General features: G+C 72.3%; 8 protein-coding genes and 1 pseudogene. All 9 read left to right on the top strand.

Going from position 1 to position 18,061, the window contains the following annotated elements; all coding sequences use genetic code 11:
* On the top strand, nt 1-761 hold a 761-nt coding region (gene eccD / locus UW392_RS09195; protein ID WP_320774404.1), incomplete at its 5' end, for a type VII secretion integral membrane protein EccD.
* A gap of 11 nt (nt 762-772) precedes the next feature.
* Nucleotides 773-2,275: a type VII secretion protein EccB gene (gene eccB / locus UW392_RS09190; RefSeq protein WP_320774403.1), complete on the top strand. Its 1,503-nt coding sequence runs from the start codon at nt 773-775 to the stop codon at nt 2,273-2,275.
* 250 nt (nt 2,276-2,525) lie between these two features.
* The gene (locus tag UW392_RS09185; RefSeq protein ID WP_320774402.1) at nt 2,526-2,861 is read left to right on the top strand and encodes a hypothetical protein; all 336 of its coding nucleotides are present in this window, start codon (nt 2,526-2,528) and stop codon (nt 2,859-2,861) included.
* An 84-nt stretch (nt 2,862-2,945) separates the two neighbouring features.
* A complete protein-coding gene (locus UW392_RS09180; RefSeq protein ID WP_320774401.1) occupies nt 2,946-3,266 on the top strand; it encodes a WXG100 family type VII secretion target in 321 nt (106 codons plus the stop codon).
* A 103-nt stretch (nt 3,267-3,369) separates the two neighbouring features.
* On the top strand, nt 3,370-3,852 hold the full coding sequence (locus UW392_RS09175; RefSeq protein WP_320774400.1) for a type VII secretion system-associated protein: 483 nt from the start codon (nt 3,370-3,372) through the stop codon (nt 3,850-3,852).
* 68 nt (nt 3,853-3,920) lie between these two features.
* Nucleotides 3,921-7,733 (top strand): AAWKG family protein, encoded by a 3,813-nt coding sequence (locus UW392_RS09170; RefSeq protein WP_320774399.1) that lies wholly within the window; start codon nt 3,921-3,923, stop codon nt 7,731-7,733.
* Nucleotides 7,734-7,773: 40 nt separating this feature from the next.
* Nucleotides 7,774-8,235 carry a YbaB/EbfC family nucleoid-associated protein gene (locus UW392_RS09165; protein ID WP_414495825.1) on the top strand — a complete coding sequence of 154 codons (462 nt, stop codon included), beginning with the start codon at nt 7,774-7,776 and terminating at the stop codon, nt 8,233-8,235.
* Complete coding sequence (locus UW392_RS09160; RefSeq protein ID WP_320774397.1) at nt 8,232-8,606, top strand: hypothetical protein; 375 nt, start codon at nt 8,232-8,234, stop codon at nt 8,604-8,606. The genes UW392_RS09165 and UW392_RS09160 overlap by 4 nt, the downstream gene beginning before the upstream one ends.
* 215 nt (nt 8,607-8,821) lie before the next feature.
* Nucleotides 8,822-18,061: pseudogene (locus UW392_RS09155) on the top strand (hypothetical protein); the annotation flags it as partial.

The raw sequence follows: 18,061 nt of genomic DNA, 5'->3' as shown, positions 1-18,061 counted from the left end.
TCGCCGCGGCCGCCGCCGGGGCGGGCGGAGCGGTGCTCGCGCTGGCCGTGGTGGCCGCGTACGCCGCCCTGTTCCTCGCGCCCGCCGTGGTCGCCGCCTTCGGCGCGCTGGCCGCCGCCGTGATGCTCGCCGCCGGCCTCTCGGCCCATGAGGTGGCCGGCATCACCGCGCTGCTCGCCGTGATCCTCGGCGCCTTCGTGCCCAGCCTCTCCTTCCGGATGGCCGGGCTGCGCATGCCCCCGCTGCCGACCAACGCCCAGCAACTGCAGGAGGGCATCGAACCGCATCCCACCGATGTCGTGGCGAGCCGCTCGGTGCTGGCGGACGGCTGGATGAGCGCGCTGTACGCGGCGGTCGGCCTGGTCTGCCTCGGCTGCCTGACCGTCCTGGCCCGCCTCCCCGGACTGGCCGAGGTGTTCACGACCCTGGCGCTGACCCTGCTGCTGCTCCTGCACTCCCGGGGACTGGGCAACGTCTGGCAGCGGCTGTCCCTGGTGGTGCCCGGCACCTGGGGCCTGGCCCTGCTGGTGTTCTCCCAGGCGCACGCCGCCGGCTCGCTCGGGCGGCTGCTCACCGTTGTCGGGCTGCTCGCCCTGACGGCCGGGATCGCCATCGCCTCCTGGACCGTGCCCGGCCGCCGGATCGTGCCGTACTGGGGCCGCGGAGCCGAACTGCTGCACTCGGCGACGGCCATCGCCCTGCTGCCGCTGGTGCTGTGGGTGCTCGGTGTCTACGGGGCCCTGCGGTCCCTCAACGGCTGAGGGAGGCCGCGGTGCAGAACAAACGTGACCAGGTCCAGGCCCACATGTTCGTCATGGGGCGGCTCACCTCCGCCATGCTGCGCAGTGATCCGGACGCCCCGGAGAGCCCGCAGGGCAGGACCAACCGGGGCGTCGCCATCGGTGTGGTGATCGCCGTGCTGGTGTCGGCCGGCGCCTTCGTGCTGGGCCTGTTCAAGCCCGGCACCAAGGACTCCTGGCGGGAGGCGGGCACCGTCGTCGTCAACAAGGACACCGGGTCCCGCTCCCTCTACCTGGACGGCCGTCTGCGGCCGGTGCGCAACTACGCCTCCGCGCGCCTGCTGGCCGGCGCCGACATGAAGGTCGCCTCGGTCGGCGCCGGCTCCCTGGCGGGCGTCGCGCACGGGGCGCCGGTGGGCATCCCCGGGGCTCCCGACGCGCTGCCCGCCGCCGGCGACCTCGACACCGGGCCGTGGCAGGTCTGCTCCACCACCGAGTCGGGCAGGACCAGCACGGTCCTCGCCGTGGGCGCGTCCACCGACGGCACGGGCCTGGGCGCCGCGCAGGCCCTGGTGGTCACCGGCCCGGACGAGGCCGACTACCTGGTGTGGCGGGGCACCCGGCTGCGCCTGGACGACGAACGCGGTGCCTCGCGCTCCCTCGGCTACGACAGCACCCCGCGGGTGGGGGTGTCGTCGGCGTTCCTGAACTCCCTGCCGGCGGGTCCGGACCTGTCCCCGCCGGCCGTGCCGGGGCGTGGCGAGCAGGGCCCGGAGCTCGGCGGCCAGGAGACCCGGATCGGCCAGGTCTTCCAGGTGACGGCGCCCGGCTCGGACGCCCGCTACTACCTGCTGCGCGAGGAGGGCCTCGTCCCCCTCACCGCGACCGTCGCGGCCCTGGTGCTCGGCGACCCGGACACCCGCGAGAAGGCGTACGGCGAGCAGGCCCCCACCGCGGTGCAGCTGGGCGCGGACGCGCTGGAGGGCCGTACGGCGGACGGCGCGGGGACGGAACGCGGGGCCCTGCCCGACGTGCCGCCCAAGGCCGTGGTGCTGGAGTCCGGGCAGATCGCCTGTGCGCGGATCGAGAGCGGTGGCTCGGGCACCCGGGTCAGCGTCGCCGTGTCCGCGCAGTCGGGGCTCGGCCCGGCCGCACAGCCCACGCCGGAGGAGCTGACGCCCGCCTGCGTACCGGTCGACCGGATCACCGTACGGGCGGGCGGCGGCGCGCTGGTGCACGCCCTGGGCGCGGGCGGCGGGGCCGTCGGCGACACGGTCTACCTCGTGACCGACGGCGGCATGAAGTACCGGATCGCCGACGAGGAGTCCCTGACCGCACTCGGCTACAGCGCCGGACAGGCCCGGGGGCTCCCGTCGCCGCTGCTGTCCATGCTGCCGACCGGTCCGGACCTCGGCACGCAGGCGGCCACGGCCGGACGGGCCAGGACGACGGGCGCGTCCTGCGCGACCACGTCCGAAACCGGCGCGAAGAGCGATGCGGAAGGCAAAGCGGACGGGTCGGACGCGGCGGGATGATCCGGCGGTAACGCTGCGTCGATCAGGAAAAAAGTGGTTACCGGAACGTGAAGCTACCTCAAAGAAAGCTCATGAAACGGAAGTTGTAGAAATGGTGTGCGACTGTACTGCGGTCACTTTCGCTAAGGTCTGATCAACTGCTCCGAGCGAAGGAACGGTTCCCCTGCTCTGCGGATGGCCGCCGTCCGCGTCCGGCCGCAGGCCGGCCAGGTGCCGGGGTCAGGCGGCGCAATCACAGGAGGTGCGGTACATGTCAGGCTTCCAGCAGTCAGAGGAGCAGGCGACCCGGAATGGCATCCAGGCCCTGGAGTCGGCCTTCACCGGCGTGCAGAACTGCCGCCAGGATGTCGAGAACATGAAGTTCAACCTGTCCTCCGGGCTCAAGGGCTCGGACGGCAAGGCCTTCCAGGACCTGCTGAAGCTGTGGGACGACCAGGCCGAGGTCATCTCCAAGAACCTGCGGGACATGGTGGAGACCCTCAACGAGACCCTCCGGGTCCAGGGCCTGACCCAGGGCTCCAACAACGAGTCAATCAACAGCGCGTACACCCAGTCGCAGAGCATCTTCGACGCGCTGAGCGGCTGATCCCGGACGGTGTTCCGGCCCGGAGCCGGAGCGCCGCTGCCGCCCGTCCCACACTTCCCCACCCCGCGACAAGACGAGGCTCTTATGAGTGACTTCACCGACGGACAGATCTACGTCGACTACCGCCACATGACCAACGCGGCGGACGACATGATCCAGCAGACCCGGGCGATCGCCAGCATCCTGACCAACCTGGACGCCGAACTCCAGGCGCTGAAGCAGTCCTGGGAAGGTGACGACCGCGAGGTCTACAGCGAGAAGCAGGCCGCCTGGAACAACGCCGTCGAGGCGATGAAGAACCTGCTGGAGAACCACTCCCGGCTGCTGACGGACGTCTCCGACAACTACCAGTACAGCGAGAAGTCCCTCACCCAGCTGTGGAGCGAGGTCCGCGTCGGCCGCTGAGCCGCGCCGACCCCATGCTCGACCCCGGGCGTCGGTCCGCCGCGACCCACGGTGGGCCGGCCGCCCGGCGCCCCGGTAGCGACAGCCCCAGCAGGAGAAGGACATGGCGGACAGCACGACGGTCAACCTCGACAAGGCCTGGTTGGAGAACTTCCTCAACCACGACATCCTCAACTTCCGCAACGAGCTGAAGAAGATCCTGGACGACGGTGTCGACGCGAGCGGGGAGGTCGTGCCCGCGCTGGCGAACCTGATGCCGGGCGGCGCGGCTCCCGAGGAGTGGCTGACCGGCTCGGTGGAGAACCAGATCCCCCTGATCATCGGCGGCCTGTCCAGCGACGGCCGGACGAACGGCAAGACGCTCGTCGAAGCCATCAGGGAGCTGATGGAGGCGATCGACACGATCCTGGAGCACCAGAAGGTCCTCTTCGAGGACATCGAGGACAACCTGGCCACCAGCATCGACAAGCTGTTCAAGACCCAGGGCGACAACCTCGCCAAGATCGACGGCGACAAGCTGCTCGACATCTTCGAGGACGTCGACGACTCCCTGGGCGGCAGCGGCAGCAGCGACGAGGAGGACTAGGACCAGCCGCCCCCGTCCGCCGCCCGCCCCGACCTCCGCCCCCCTCGCCTGTCTACGGAGCCCTGATCATGCCCACACCGATGTACGACGACTCGAACGTCAAGCCGCTCACGTCGGACAACGACGCGTGGAACAAGGCGATCCACCTGCTCACCGGTTACAAGGCGCCGGACCGGCACACGCTCTTCGACAGTCTGCTGGGCAACGAGGGCATCCCGCAGATGAAGGTGGAGATCAGCAAGCAGGGCAGCGTCGACTACGTCGATCCCGACGACTTCCAATGGCGTATCGACAACGCCGGTTACGACATCAACAACACCGATTTCGTCATCCCCTTCTACAAGACGGGCGGGGACGACCCGGGCTCGGGTGACCAGGTCTCGATGTACAAGGCCCGCATCACCATGCTCGGCCACAAGGGCAGCGACGGCCCGAAGGGCGGTGTCGTCGAGGGCGGCGAGTTCAAGAGCCAGTACGACAACCACCTGGGCCTGAGCGGCGACAAGGCCGTCTGGACCACCGGCCCGGTCACCCAGTACGCCTACGGCACCGGCCGGGCGCTGGAGGCGGTGCTCAACAACTACGACTCCGGCAGCCACGGCTTCTCGTGGAACGGCGTGAACGTCCTGGAGGAGGCGGCCGTCTCCCTGAAGTCCTTCGACCTCACGGCGGGGGCCTTCGACCGGGTCGCCCAGTTCTTCCAGGAGCGGCAGCAGACCATCGCCGAATGGCAGCGCCGCGTGGGCACCGAGCAGCACGACGCCTGGCGGGGCCAGGCGGCCGGCGTCTTCTGGCACCTGATCGACACCCTCAACCGGCAGTACGAGGGCTACGCCAAGGACCTGGGCGCCGAGGGCGGCAAGTCGAAGCAGGGCAACGAGATCCGCGACGCCCGCAGTGCGTTCCGCACCGCCGCCTACGACCTGTGGTCCGAGTGGGCGACCTGGGAGCTGCTCAAGGGCAACCCGCTGACCTTCCTGAACGACCTGCTCGTGGAGATCACCGACCACGTGTGGGAGAACAACATCACGCAGATCTCCTACAAGGTGAACTACAGCGGTGGCGCCTACGGGAGCTACTACACGACGTACCACGCCGATGCCAACTTCAGCCAGACGGCCACCCGGCACGGCAAGTCCGACAACTTCGGTCAGCTGGACGACCTGAGCACCTGGAAGGCCGTGGGCGAACGGGCCGTCCAGAACTGGCAGGCCTCCATCATCAAGGACCTCGAGGGCCCCGCCAACGAGGCGCTCGACTCCATCTCGAGGGCCTGGAGCTCCAAGAACTTCGACCTCGGCTCGATCCGCACCCGCGGCGAGGACAGCCTCACCAGCTCCTACCAGGAGGACAAGTCCGAGCTGGAGAAGGAGGAGGCCGAGCGGAAGGAGAAGGAGGCCGAGGAGGCCGCGGCGGAGGCGCAGCGCAAGCAGGACGAGTTCATGGCCTGGCAGAAGCAGCAGGCCGAGGAGGCCAAGGCCGAGCAGGAGCGCAAGGAGAAGGAGGCCGAGGAGAAGGAGGCCGCCGCCAAGGCCGAGCAGGAGCGCAAGGAGAGGGAGGCGGAGGAGAAGCAGGCGCAGAAGGAGAAGGAGGCCGAGGAGAAGGAGGCCCGGCTCCGGGCGGAGCAGGAGGCCAAGGAGGCCGAGGCCAAGGCCGAGCAGGAACGCAAGGAGAAGGAGGCCGAGGCCAAGCAGGCGGAGAAGGAGAAGGAGGCCGAGCAGAAGCAGGCCGAGATGGAGGCCAAGCAGGAGCAGAAGGAACAGGAGGCCAAGGCCGAGCAGGAACGCAAGGAACAGGAGGCCGAGCAGAAGCAGCAAGAGGCGGAGACCAAGGCCGAACAGCTGCGCGCCGAACAGGAAGCCAAGCAGGAGGAGGCGCAGAAGAAGCAGGAGGAGGCCCAGGCTCGCGCGGAGCAGATGTCGATAAGCCAGTTCAACCAGAGCCGCGCGGACCAGGACGCCGCCCGCAAGGAGCAGGAGCGGCAGCGCAAGGAGGCCGAGGCCGAGGCCGAGGCGAAGCAGGCCGAGCTGGAGGCCGAGCAGGAGGCCAAGGAGAAGGAGGCCGAGCAGAAGCAGCAGGAGGCGGAGGCCGAGCAGGAGCGCAAGGAGCAGGAGGCCGAGGCCAAGCAGGCGGAGGCGGAGAAGGAGGCCGAGGAGCGGCAGGCCCAGGCCCAGGAGGAGCAGCGCAAGCTCCAGACCGAGCAGGAACTGCGCCAGGAGCAGTTGCTGACCGAGCAGGAGAAGCGGGAGGCGGAGCGGCAGGCCGCGGAGGACGAGGCGCGGCAGAAGCAGGAAGAGGCGATCGCCCGCCAGGAGCAGGCGTTCCAGCAGGCCGGTGGGCAGCTCAACCCGGGCGGCGGCAACCTCCCGAGCATCGAGGACATCCTCAACCCGGGTGGCGTGGTGGGCTCCGGCGGCCTGAACGACAGCAACCTGCCGGGTGGTGTCGTGGACTCCGGTGGACTGAACGACGGCGGCCTGGGATCGATCCGCGATCAGCTCGGGTCGAGCCCGTACACCGACGACATGCTGACCAATCCCGGCGGCAGCGAGACCACGCTCGACGACGGGCGGCTGGTCACGGAGTACCCGGACGGCAGCAAGGTGGAGATCGACCCGAGGACGGGCGAGGCGACGATCACCCGGCCCGACGGCACGGTCGAGACGGGCCCGCTGAACCGCGGGGACGTGCTGCCCAACCCCGACGGCAGCACCTCGTACCTCGACGAGGACGGCAACATCGTCACGGAGTACCCGGACGGCACGGTCACCGAGGTCGACCCGGACACCGGGGTCAGCAGGACCACCCAGCCCGACGGCACCGTCAGCTCCGGCAACCTCAACGCCGGCGACCTGAGCTCGATCGTGGGCAGCATCGACGGGATCGGTTCGCCCTACTCCGGTGACACGCTGACCAACCCGGGCGGCAGCGAGACCACGCTCGACAACGGGCGGCAGGTGACGGAGTACCCGGACGGCACCAAGGTGGAGATCGACCCGGAGATGCGCACGACGACGGTCACGCAGCCCGACGGCACGGTCGAGACGGGCCCGCTCAACCCGGGCGACCCCTTCACCAACCCGGACGGCAGCACCTCGTACCTCGACTCGGACGGCAGAATCGTCACCGAGTTCCCCGACGGCACGGTCACCGAGGTCGATCCGGAGACCGGCAACAGCAGGACCACGCTGCCCGACGGCACCGTCCGGTCGGGCAACCTCAACGGCTCCCTGGGCGACCTGCCGTCCCTCTCCGGCACCGGACCGGGCTCGTCCTCCTCGTACTCGATGCCCTCCCCGTCCTACTCGTCGCCGGCCTACGGCTTCGGCGACTACGAGGAGGAGCTGTACGACGAGTCCCCCTACGACTCGCCGTACGCCGCCCAGGCCTCGGACGGGAACACGGGGCGTGTCGGCACTCCGCTGAACACCGCCTCGCTGCCCGGCGGCCTCGGCCTGCGCGACCTGAACGGCGGCACGGACGCGAGTGGCACCGGCGGCATGCCCATGGGCGGCATGCCGATGGGCGGCATGGGAGGCATGGGCGGCGCGGGTGCCGGCAACCAGTCGCAGGGCGAGCGCGTCCGCAACGTCATCGACGAGGCGCAGGTGACGAACGGCCGCGGTGGCCGCCGCGGCGCGGGCGCCGCCGCCCGGTCCGTGACGGAGGAGAACGACGTGCGGGTGTCCTCCCCGCGCGCCTCCGCGACCACCGGCTCCAGCCCCTTCATGCCCATGGGCATGGGCGGGGCCGGCGCCCCCGGCGGTCCGGGCCAGACCCAGACCCAGAGCGGCGACCGCGCCCGCGAGGTCTGGGCGCAGGAGGACGACGACGTCTGGGGCACCGACGAGGGCGGCGCGCCCGCCGTGATCGGCCGATGAACCCCACAGCACAGCGGAGGGAGGCACCGTGACGGAGCCGATGGAGCAGCGCATCGCCAAGGCGATGGCCGAGCTGGAGAACGTGCAGGCCGCGGTGGCGCGGGCGGAGGAACGGCTCAGGAGTTCCGCCGCGAGCGTCCGCTCCCGGGACCGGGCCGTCGAGGTCACCGTCGGCCCCGGCGGGGAGCTGACCGGGGTGAAGTTCCTGGACAACAAGTACCGTTCGATGAACGCCGCCCAGCTGTCCGCCTCCGTGATGGAGGCGGTCGACCGGGCCCGCACACAGATGGCCCGCGAGGTGATGGACACCTTCGCGCCGCTGACCGAGCCCAGCGCGGAGGTCCCGGAGCTGCGCGGCGTCGACGTCGACTGGGAGCGCATCTTCGGCCCGGTCCTGGGCGACGGGGCCGACGGCGGCCACGGCAGGCGCGGCGGGAGCCGGCTGCGCGACGAGATCCACGAGGACGACGACGGACGGACACGGGGAAGGGGCCGGGCATGAGCGGCGTGTACGAGTCGAACACCGACAACCTCCGGCGCAGCATCGAGCACATGAAGACGCTGCCGGTGATGGCCCGCAAGCTGGGCGAGGACTTCACCCGCCAGGAGCGGTACTTCACGCCGTGGCCCGGCTGGACGGACGACTACGCCGAGAAGGCCCGCCCGCAGTACGAGGAGAACAACGCGTACTGCCTGGACATCAGCGCCACGCTGTACGAGGCCCTGGACAACCTGGTGGGCGCGACGCTCGCGGCGCTGGAGAACATCGAGTCCACCCGCACCGACTCCACGGAGCGGATCCGCGAGCACTCACGCCGGACCGAGGAGGCCACCGGCGACGGCAACGGTGACACCGGCGGCGGGCGCCACTGAGGCGACGAGGCAGAATGCGGTAGGCAGTTACCGGCGGGAAGTACAGCGAGGCAGTACCCCGGCCGGGGCGGCGGTGTCCGACGCGGACCGCCGCTCCGGCCGGGTCCCGGAGGCGGGCGCCGTCCGATCGCGTCACGGACGACGCCGCCGCGGGCGGTTCATGGTGAGTGGAGTTTCGGGTGCAGGAGATCAACTTTCCTGAGGACGTCAGGAAGATGCTCTGGATCCTCATCGGCGAGATGCCGATCGAGGCCAGGGAGAACCTCGCCTACGAAAGCAGGAGGCTCTACCAGGACTTCGGCCGCGGCATCCGGGACCTGGGCGACGAGATCAACAAGTCGATCGGCGACGCCGCCACCGCGCTGCCCAAGAACGTCGGCGACCAGTACGTCCGTGGCCTTTCGCTGCTGACCAACGACGGCGGCGTCAACCACCTGCACCGGATGATCGACCAGCTCGACGACATCGCCTCGGGCCAGGTCGACCACTCGATGAAGATCCAGGCGGCGAAGTGGGAGATCATCGCCGAGATCGTCATGCTCCTCATCGAGCTGGCCATCCTGGCGGCGCTGGCCGTGTTCACCGGCGGCACCTCCGTCTCCCAGATGATGCTGGCCCGGGCCCGCAGCCGGCTGGCCGTGCTCATCATCATGGACCGGCTGCTGCGGCTGACGCACCTCGCCCCGTCGTTCACCGAGGCCTTCACGGAGGCGTTCCAGACCCTCGCGGTGCGGCTCGCGCAGATCGCGCTCAACCCCGGCGGCCGCAGGCCCGACGGGATCGACTGGAAGGACGTCGGCAAGGCGGCGGCGTTCGGCGCGGTCGTCGGCGCGCTCGGGTCGATCCTCCAGTTCGGCGGCGATCACCTCGGGAAGTGGTTCAAGAACCAGTTCGACAACTTCGACAGCTTCGTCAAGAACCACCCCAAGTGGAACTTCACGGTGAACGGGGCCGGCGAGCTGGGCGGCGCGTTCGTCGTCGGCGCGGTCAGCGAGTCCGTCGGTGAGTACCTCGTCACGGGCGCCTTCGAGGGCGAGTGGGACTTCAAGTGGGAGACGTTCGTCGGCTCCGGCACCAGCTCGGTGTTCGACACGGTCCTCGGCGGCGCCATCGGGGCCGGCGGCCTGTACCTGCACAACAAGTTCTTCGACACCAGGACCGACTTCAGCGACATCAACGACAGCACGCGGTTCGACGGCTCCGGCGGCGGGGGCGGGCCGGAGGGCGGGACGGGGGCCGACCCCACCCCGAGCCCGATCCCCACGCCCACCCCCAAGCCCGTCCCGACGACCGTGCCGTCGCCGCTCCCGACGACCACCGCCGACACCTCCACGACCACGCCGCCGGTCACGACGCCGACCCCACCGCCGCCGGCGAACGTGCCGCCGGTGATGAGCACTCCGGTGGCTAACATTCCGACGCCGACGCCGACGCCGTCCTCGTTCGACTCCACGAAGTTCGACGGCGACGGCTACGGCAGCGACTCGGAGCGGTCGTCCCTGGACAACGACTCGCTGTTCGACTCGGACACCGACTCGATCCGCTCCGACACCACGTTCGGTTCGACGACCACCCTTCCCCCGTACACCCCCGTCGCCACGGTCGACACCGATCCGGGGACGGTGTCCTCGCCGTTCACCGCGAAGGGCCCCGCGGCCTCCCCCTCCCGTGGTGACCTCTACGGCGACACCACCGACACCACCTGGAGCGCCGACGACATCGTCGCGAACCTCACCGGTGGCGACGGCGGTGTCGACGGCGGCAGGGACGTGACGCTCGCCCCGGGCGCCAACACCCCTCCCCCAGGCACGAACACCGGCACGAACACCGGCAACGCCCCGGTCGGCGGCCCGCGCACGGCCCCCGGGAACGCCGCTCAGACCGACGTCCGGACGACGCCCGAGGCCGTCGCCGACGACGACCGGGCCGGCCGGGACGCCGACGGCGTCGACACGACCGTGCCGCGCGGCACCGGCGCCACGCCCCGGTCCCAGGACGGCGACGGGATACGCACCGTCCTGCCCGACTCGTCCGATCAGGACGCGGCGCGGGAGCAGCCGGAGAACGAGCCGGCCGACGTGCCGGCCGCCACGCCCCGCACGACGACCTCCGGTTCCGGCCTCGACGCGCCCGGCCAGACGCCCACCTCCCAGCCGGGCAAGGGGCTCCCTGGGCAGCAGACCGTCCCGGAGGCGCAAGCGGAGACGGAGAGGGACGGCGAGGTGCCCGGCCAGGAGGCCGACGTCCGCCCGGAGACCGACGACGTGCCGTCCGCGACCACGTCGCCCGTGACCACGTCGCCCGTGACCGCACCGCCCGTCACCACGGTGTCCAACGACACGTCGTCCGCCACGGACGTGACGGACGTGAACGACGACGCGCGGTCCGAGACCACCACGGACGACGACGCGCCGTCCTCCTCCGCCCCGCCGGTGACCGCGCCGCCCGTGGTCACGGTCCCCACCGCACCGGCACAGCTGACCGGCAACCCCGGTTTCGAGGCGGCGCGGGCCGCCGCGCCCCCGGTGTCCCGTTCACACGTCTGGGTCGACCCGGTCTCCACGCCCGCCGATCCGGCGCGGCCGGGAGAGACGACGCAGTACACCGTCCGGTCGCAGTTCGACGCGCGCCGTTTCGAGTACGACGGCCGGACGATCACCGACGTCACCGTCCGGATCACCTCGTCCCCGGACGGCCTGCCCGGTGACGTCCTCGACAAGGTCCGCTCCGGGGTCGAGACCTACTACAACGCCCCGGGCCACCAACTGGCCAACGGCGACCTGCTGCACGTCACCGTCGAACAGGTGCCGCCCGGCACGGACCCCGACGCGCTCGACGTCACCTTCGTCGGCCGCGACCAGCAGATGACCCGCACCGCCTGGTGGGCCGACGCCGACCCCCTCGACTACGCCCACGAGATCGGCCACCAGCTCGGCCTCCGCGACGAGGCACGGGCCGGCGACCCGGCCGCGCCCCAGCGGCCCGACATCCCGGGCAGCCTGATGGGCGACTACACCCGGTCCGCCCCGGACGGGCTCGAACAGGGCGGTCTGCGCGGCCGTCACCTCGCGCTGCTCTCCGCCCTCGTCGGCGACCTCTCCGACGCGGCGCCCGCGCAGCGCCCCGCCCCCGAGCCCGGCGGGCCGGCCGTGCGGCGCCCCGTCACGTCGTCCGACGTCCACCTGGGCGCCGAACCGCACGCGCCCCGGCAGCCGGACACCACGGTGGTGGACCCGGCGCCCGCGCCCGTCACCCCCCTCGTCACCGTGTCCGACACGACGCACACGCCCGGCTCCGTGACTCCGGTTCCCGCGGTGATCGAGGACGACGCCGCGTCGGACAGCGCGTCGGGCTCCACCTCGGACACCGATTCGCTGTCCGAGGACGACGACAGTGAAGTCGAGGAGGTCCCCGCCCCGCCCACCGCGCTCACCACCACTTCCACCACCACACCCACGCCGGCCCCCCGCGAGCGCCACTGGATCAACTCCCACCTGGACCGCACCCGGCCGCCCCGCCTCGACCACGACGCCGCCGCGCCCACCGGGCGACGGGAACCGGCGCGGTTCGACGACGGCACCCGTATGCCCGCGTACGTCGACGACATCGAGTCCCTGCTGCCCCCGGTGCCCGCGGACCTGATGGCCGAACTCCTCGCGAACCCGGGCACGTTCGGGCAGAGCGACGTGGCGCTGCGCGGCATCCCCCAGGTGCTGTCCGAGATCAGCACCCTGCTCGGCGGCGACACGTCGCTGCGTCCGCGGACCCCCGGCCGGGACACCCCGGCCGGCACCGGTCTGCTGGCCGACGTCCGGATGACCCTCGCCCGCCGCCCCCGCACCCTGACCGGCGGCCGGCAGTTCCCGTACACCAGCGCCGACGGGCAGACCCGCGTCCTGCACATCACCGCCCGCCATTACGGCAACTGGTCGCGGTTCGGCGACGACTACGGCAACCCGACCAAGATCGACACCATGGACCGGGCCGCCCTCCAGTCCGGGCAGAGCAAGAACGTGCAGTCCACCACCCAGGTGGGACTCGGCGGGCCCTTCCTGGGCCCGGCCTCCGCGCTCGCGTTCGGCGGCTTCGGGCGGCTGACGGCGCGCGGCGGTGTCAGCACCAAGGCCGGCTACGGGCAGACCGACCAGACCGTCAGCCAGATGGAGACCCGGACCCTCGACGGCTCCAAGGTCTACCTGGACGACGTGTTCCTGGAGCTCCGGGTCACCGACGCCGACGGCCGCGACGTCGGCACACCGCCGCCGCCCGCCACGGGCCCGGACGGGACGGTCGCCGTCGTCCCGGACCCCGCGCCGTCCCCCGTGACCAGCTCCTTCGCCCTGCGCGACGGCCTGATGCTGCGGCTGCCGGACAGCGCGGTCAAGCAGTCCACGCCCGGCCGGATCCCTCGCACCATCCCGCTCGACCACGACTCGCAGTACCGCCTGGTGCGCACCGAGGGGTTCGGCCCGGTCTCCCGGATCCGCGACTGGGCGGCCGGTGAGATCGGCGTCAAGCCCGGCAGCACCGCCTACCAGGAGCTGGACACCTTCTTCTCCAGCGACTCCTTCCAGCGGCACGCCCGTTTCCTCGGCCAGGGACGGCTGGCCACCGCGCCGCTGTTCGCGGACGACCGCAAGCGGTCCCCGCTCGGCTTCTTCGTCGTCGAACGGGTCGTGCCGGTGCAGGCCCGGCTCATCGGCGAGACGTCCCAGGCCGAACTGCGCGACATCAACACCTCCGTGGTCCGCAACGACCGCGGCCTCACCAAGGGCGTCAACTTCCAGCTGGACGGTGTGGTCGGCCCTTCGTTCAACTTCTTCGACCTCGGCAACGGCACCCTCAACCTGCGGCTGCAGTTCGGCCCCGCGTTCCGGTACCTGTTCGCGGTGTCCCGCTCGGCGGCCCTCGGCGGCTTCGGCTCCCTGCGCACGGCCGGCCAGGTCAAGGGCAGCCCCACCGGCCTGTACCTGGTGAAGAAGACGGTCTACGTGCGCCGGGGCGGCTCCAGCGCCCCGCCGCAGCGCTTCCACACGTGGAGCGTGGACCGGATGACCCGTACCGAGGCCCGCCGCCTCGCCGGCTGGGACGACGGGACCACGCTGCGGCAGCGGCACGGGCTGCCCGCGCCGTTCGCACCCGCCCAGCTGACCGCCGACCACCCGACGACCCTCGGCATGCACCGCGTCGAGGAGTTCGCGCACGCCGACGGCCGGCGCACCGACGGTACGGGGGGCACCGGCACCCCGGGCCGCACCCTGCCGGACGCCTTCGCCGACGCGGTCCTGTCCGCCGTCGCCGAGGCGTACCCCGGGCTGGTCGCGCCCCTGGACCAGCTCGCCCCGCCCGGCTCGTCCGGCGTCCTGTCCCGCGCCCGGTCGATGTTCACGCCGGACGGCCCGTTCGCGGGCGCCCGCACCCCGGGGCGCCGGTGGAGTGACGCCGGCGCCTACCAGACGGCGGTCAACAACAGCCTGGAGATCCTCAACTCCCTCTCCCACCAGGGCCTCGGCGGCGGCATGGAGGCCCTGATCAGCACGGGCGTCCGCATCCGGCTCACCGAGCCCGGCACCCTCGGGCAGGGCCACCGCTACATCTGGGTCCACGGCGACCTGACCAACCGCCGTTACGAGGGCCGCCAGGACGACCTCAGGATCCGGCACAGCGCCCCCGGCGGTCAGCGGCTGGACGGCCAGGAGAGCCGCAAGCGCGCCCTCGCCGGCGGCCTCGACGCCCAGCTGGCCTTCCGCGACCCGGACAGCCTGACGAACCCGGCCGTCGGCGCCCCCGACAACGCCGGGGTCCTCTCCCTCGGCTGGCGCTCCGGCACGCAGAACGACGACGAGTCCGGCTTCGGCGCCCACGTCACCAACGAGCCGATGTCGGTGAGCACCAAGCCGTCCCACCTCTACCGCTACGACCTGGCGCTCACCGTCAGCCACGGCGGCCACTGGCGCTTCCGCGGCCTGCTGCGCGGCGTCGGCTCGCTGGGCCTGCTCGGTACCCAGCCGTTCGTCTTCCGCCGCCCGCAGGACGTCCTGATCGGCACGGATTCCCAGGGTGCCGTGGTGCGCGGCGGCCCGGTCACCGGCCAGGTGCTGCTCAGCGTCCCCGACCGGCACTCCCCCGTCGTGGACCCGCACCGGCCCGGCGCCGCCAACCCGTACGCCGCCCTGCGCGGTCCGCTGGACACCGCGCCCATGACCCACGGCCGGGCGTTCGCGCTCGCCTCCGGCGACCTGTCCCGGCCGGAGGGCCGGGCGGACGGGCGCGGCAGCCGGCTCTTCCAGGACCTGCAGAACCACCCCTTCCTCACCATCGGCGTGGCCGTGCCCCCGGCCCTCGTCGACGCCGTCTCCGACGTGGTGCGCCGGGCCTCCGGCAACGCCTGGCAGCTGACCGAGGAGGGCGCGCCCGCCCGCGAGGCGATCATGCGGGCCTTCCAGCCGCAGTTCGCCACCGCCAACTTCGACCAGAGCTCCGGGGCGCTCGGCCTCGGGGTCGCCGGCCTCATGGCGAAGCCGCCGTACGCCACCCTGTGGGCGACGTTCCGGCACCACACCGCCGTCACCAACCTCCAGGCCCTCACCGGGTCCATCGCGATGGACTCCGAGATGGTGCTCGGCAGCGGCGGCCAGGCCGCCGGGAAGCTCGGCCGGAGCACCACCCACTCCTTCGGCGGGCAGCTCACCTACACCCGCCCGCACGGCTCCGGACCGGGCCCGATCGGCGCGTACGGCATCGTCCTCAACCCGTGGTCGGAGAGCTCCGCGCGGAACCTGGCCGTCAGCCGCAGCGTCGTCGCCGACCTCAACCTCAAGGGCTTCGGCCACCAGGTCCTGGTCACCGGCGACGTCGAGCACTGGGCCGCCATGGCCTCCAGCCTGCTCGGCACCGCCGCCGCGGGCCGCTCCCTCGTACCGGACTACTTCGCGGGCGCCGCGGGCTCCGTCATCCAGGTCCCCGGCGGCTGGACGGCCCACGTCCCGGAGAAGAGCGCCCACCGGCTCGGCCTGATCGACGACGGGCTCGGCGACGTCCCCCGCTACACCCGGGACAGCTGGACCCCGCAGCCCTGGACGCGCGGCAACTCCTTCGGCACCTACCCGGTCAACTCCCTCGACCCGACCACGGTGCTCGCCGCCTTCCAGGAGCAGGTCGCCCGCCTCGGCCTGGACGCCCGCGACCGGGAACAGATCCGGCTGCAGGTGACCTCCCGCGCGCTGCGCGCCCTGGACCGGGAACTCACCGGCTCCGGCACCTCCGCCCTCACCCGGTCCGGCGGCTGGGGCTGGGGCGGCTTCCGCGTCGGCAGCCACCGCGCCCGCATCCGCGTCGAACTGATCCCCGGCACCCCCACCTTCGAGATGCTCGACCACGGCATGGAGCGGGAGGAGAACCGGCGCGCCGTCGAGACGGTCCAGCAGGGCGCCGAGTTCAGCTCGGGCAGCGACCTCGGCATCCTGGTCGGCGAGCAGACCGGCACCGGCGCCACCACCGGCGCGGTCGCCGCCGGACCCACGTACAGCGAGACCGGCACCTCCCGCCGCGCCGTCTCCGCGGGCCACTCCGTCTCCAGCTCCACCACCTACCGGGCGGCGTCCACCGAACCGCACGCCGAGGTCTCCACGCCGTACCGGCTGCGCCTCACCCTCGAGTTCGACGACGCCACCGGCCCCGACAGCACCGACGGGACCGAGACGACCTCGCCCACGCGGGACGCCCTGCGCCGCTTCACCGGCAAGCAGCGCATCTCCCGGACCGGTGACATCGGCACCCTCGTCGAGCACGTGCCGCTCAGCCTCATGGCCCCCGACCCCGGCACCGACGGCCCCGCCGCCGACCCGCGCCTCGCCCCGCCCGACCTCACCCTCGCCACCCGGCCCCGCTCCGGCCACCGCCCCGAACTCCTCGGCCCGGACGTCCGGTACGGCGACGGCACGCGGCGCCCGTTCACCTTCCCGGAGAACGGCTTCCACGTCCGTCGCATCGTCGGCCTCGACCAGGTCCACGAGGCGAACCAGCGCGCCATCGCCGAGGCGTACGGCATCGACCTCGCCGCCCTCGACGACGGCACCGCCACCGACGGCGACCGCGACAGGCTGCTGCACCGCGCCCGCACCACGGCCCTGACCCGGCCGGGCAACGCGCCCGCGCAGTCCCTGGAGGACGGCACCAGCAACACCGCCCTGTCCACGTTCTACGACCAGGCGCTCGCCCCCACCGGCTACCAGGTCCCGGGCCTGACGCACCGCAACCCCGTCGGCACCGACTCCGCCCACCTCGCCCTGCACGCCCGGCCCGACTTCGCCGACGCCGTGCTGCTGAGCGTCGCCGACGGCAGCAAGCTGGAGGTCCTGCGCGAGACGGCCGAGGGCGTGAGCACCTCCGTCTCGCAGGAGGACACCCAGGACTCCGCGCTCGGCGCCGGCGTCATGGTCCGTACCGAGCCGACCGGACTCAACCAGGTCGGCGGGTCCGGTACGGGCCCGTACACGGGCGACGCCGACGGCACCCCCGTCGGCGAGGACCACGTGTCGTCCGTCAACGTCAAGCCGAAGACCGGCCGCAGCTTCCTGTTCGCCGTCCCCACCGAGTGGCTGAGCGTCGCCGAGGTGCACCGCGGCATCAAGGACGCCCGCCTCGGCCGGTTCCTCGCGGGCACCTTCGGCATCCGCCGCCCCGGCCCGAAGTCGGTCGGCTCCCGGACGTACGCGATGGCCTGGGTGCGCGACGACGTCGCCCGCGAGCTCGGCCTGATCAGCGACACCAACTTCCCCGCCCAGGTCTCCAAGGCGTGGGACGAGACCGGCAGGGCCGGCAAGGCCTGGACCGAGGCCGACAAGAACTACTGGAAGAAGCGCCGCCCGGCCCTCCGCCTGCGCGAGGACCTCCGTGCCGCCGGGACCGACCTGACGGCCGCGCGGACGAGAGCCGACGCCGCCGCCCGCCGGCTGGCCCCCCTGCTGGACGCCGCCAACGCGGCGGACGCCGTCCTCCTCGGCGCCGAGGCCGACGCCCGCACGGCCCGGGCCACGGCGCTCGGCCTGACCACCGCGGCCGACCGCTTCGACACGACGAGCGCCGCCCTCGACACCGCCGTGCGCACCTCCGCGCAGGACCACGCCCGCGCCCAGAACCTGGTCGACGCCGCCCAGGACGCCCTGACGACCCTCCGGGGCTGGGCCGAACTTCCCGGATCAGAACTCGACACGGACGCCGTCTCCCGGGCCGAGAACGACCTGCGCACAGCGCAGAGCGACGCCACCGCCCTCCGCGCGGCCGCCGACGCGCGGGTCGACGCCGCCCGCCGCGCCCACGCGACCGCCACGGACCTGCTGGCCACCGCCGAGCGCAACGCCACACCGACGGTCACCCACCCCGCACCGGATCCCGCCCGCGCCCGGCAGACGGCGACCGACCTCACCACCGCGGCGGACCAGCGCGTCACGGAC

This window comes from Streptomyces sp. CRN 30, from assembly GCF_034105845.1.
The sequence above is the reverse complement of the archived record's forward strand: the minus strand, read 5'-3'. Positions and strand labels throughout refer to the sequence as shown.

Excerpts from the sequence above, each read along its gene's own strand:
- UW392_RS09185 (WP_320774402.1), top strand. The coding sequence starts at position 2,526 with ATGTCAGGCTTCCAGCAGTCAGAGGAGCAGGCGACCCGGAATGGCATC.
- UW392_RS09180 (WP_320774401.1), top strand. The coding sequence starts at position 2,946 with ATGAGTGACTTCACCGACGGACAGATCTACGTCGACTACCGCCACATG.
- UW392_RS09175 (WP_320774400.1), top strand. The coding sequence starts at position 3,370 with ATGGCGGACAGCACGACGGTCAACCTCGACAAGGCCTGGTTGGAGAAC.
- UW392_RS09170 (WP_320774399.1), top strand. The coding sequence starts at position 3,921 with ATGCCCACACCGATGTACGACGACTCGAACGTCAAGCCGCTCACGTCG.
- UW392_RS09165 (WP_414495825.1), top strand. The coding sequence starts at position 7,774 with ATGGAGCAGCGCATCGCCAAGGCGATGGCCGAGCTGGAGAACGTGCAG.
- UW392_RS09160 (WP_320774397.1), top strand. The coding sequence starts at position 8,232 with ATGAGCGGCGTGTACGAGTCGAACACCGACAACCTCCGGCGCAGCATC.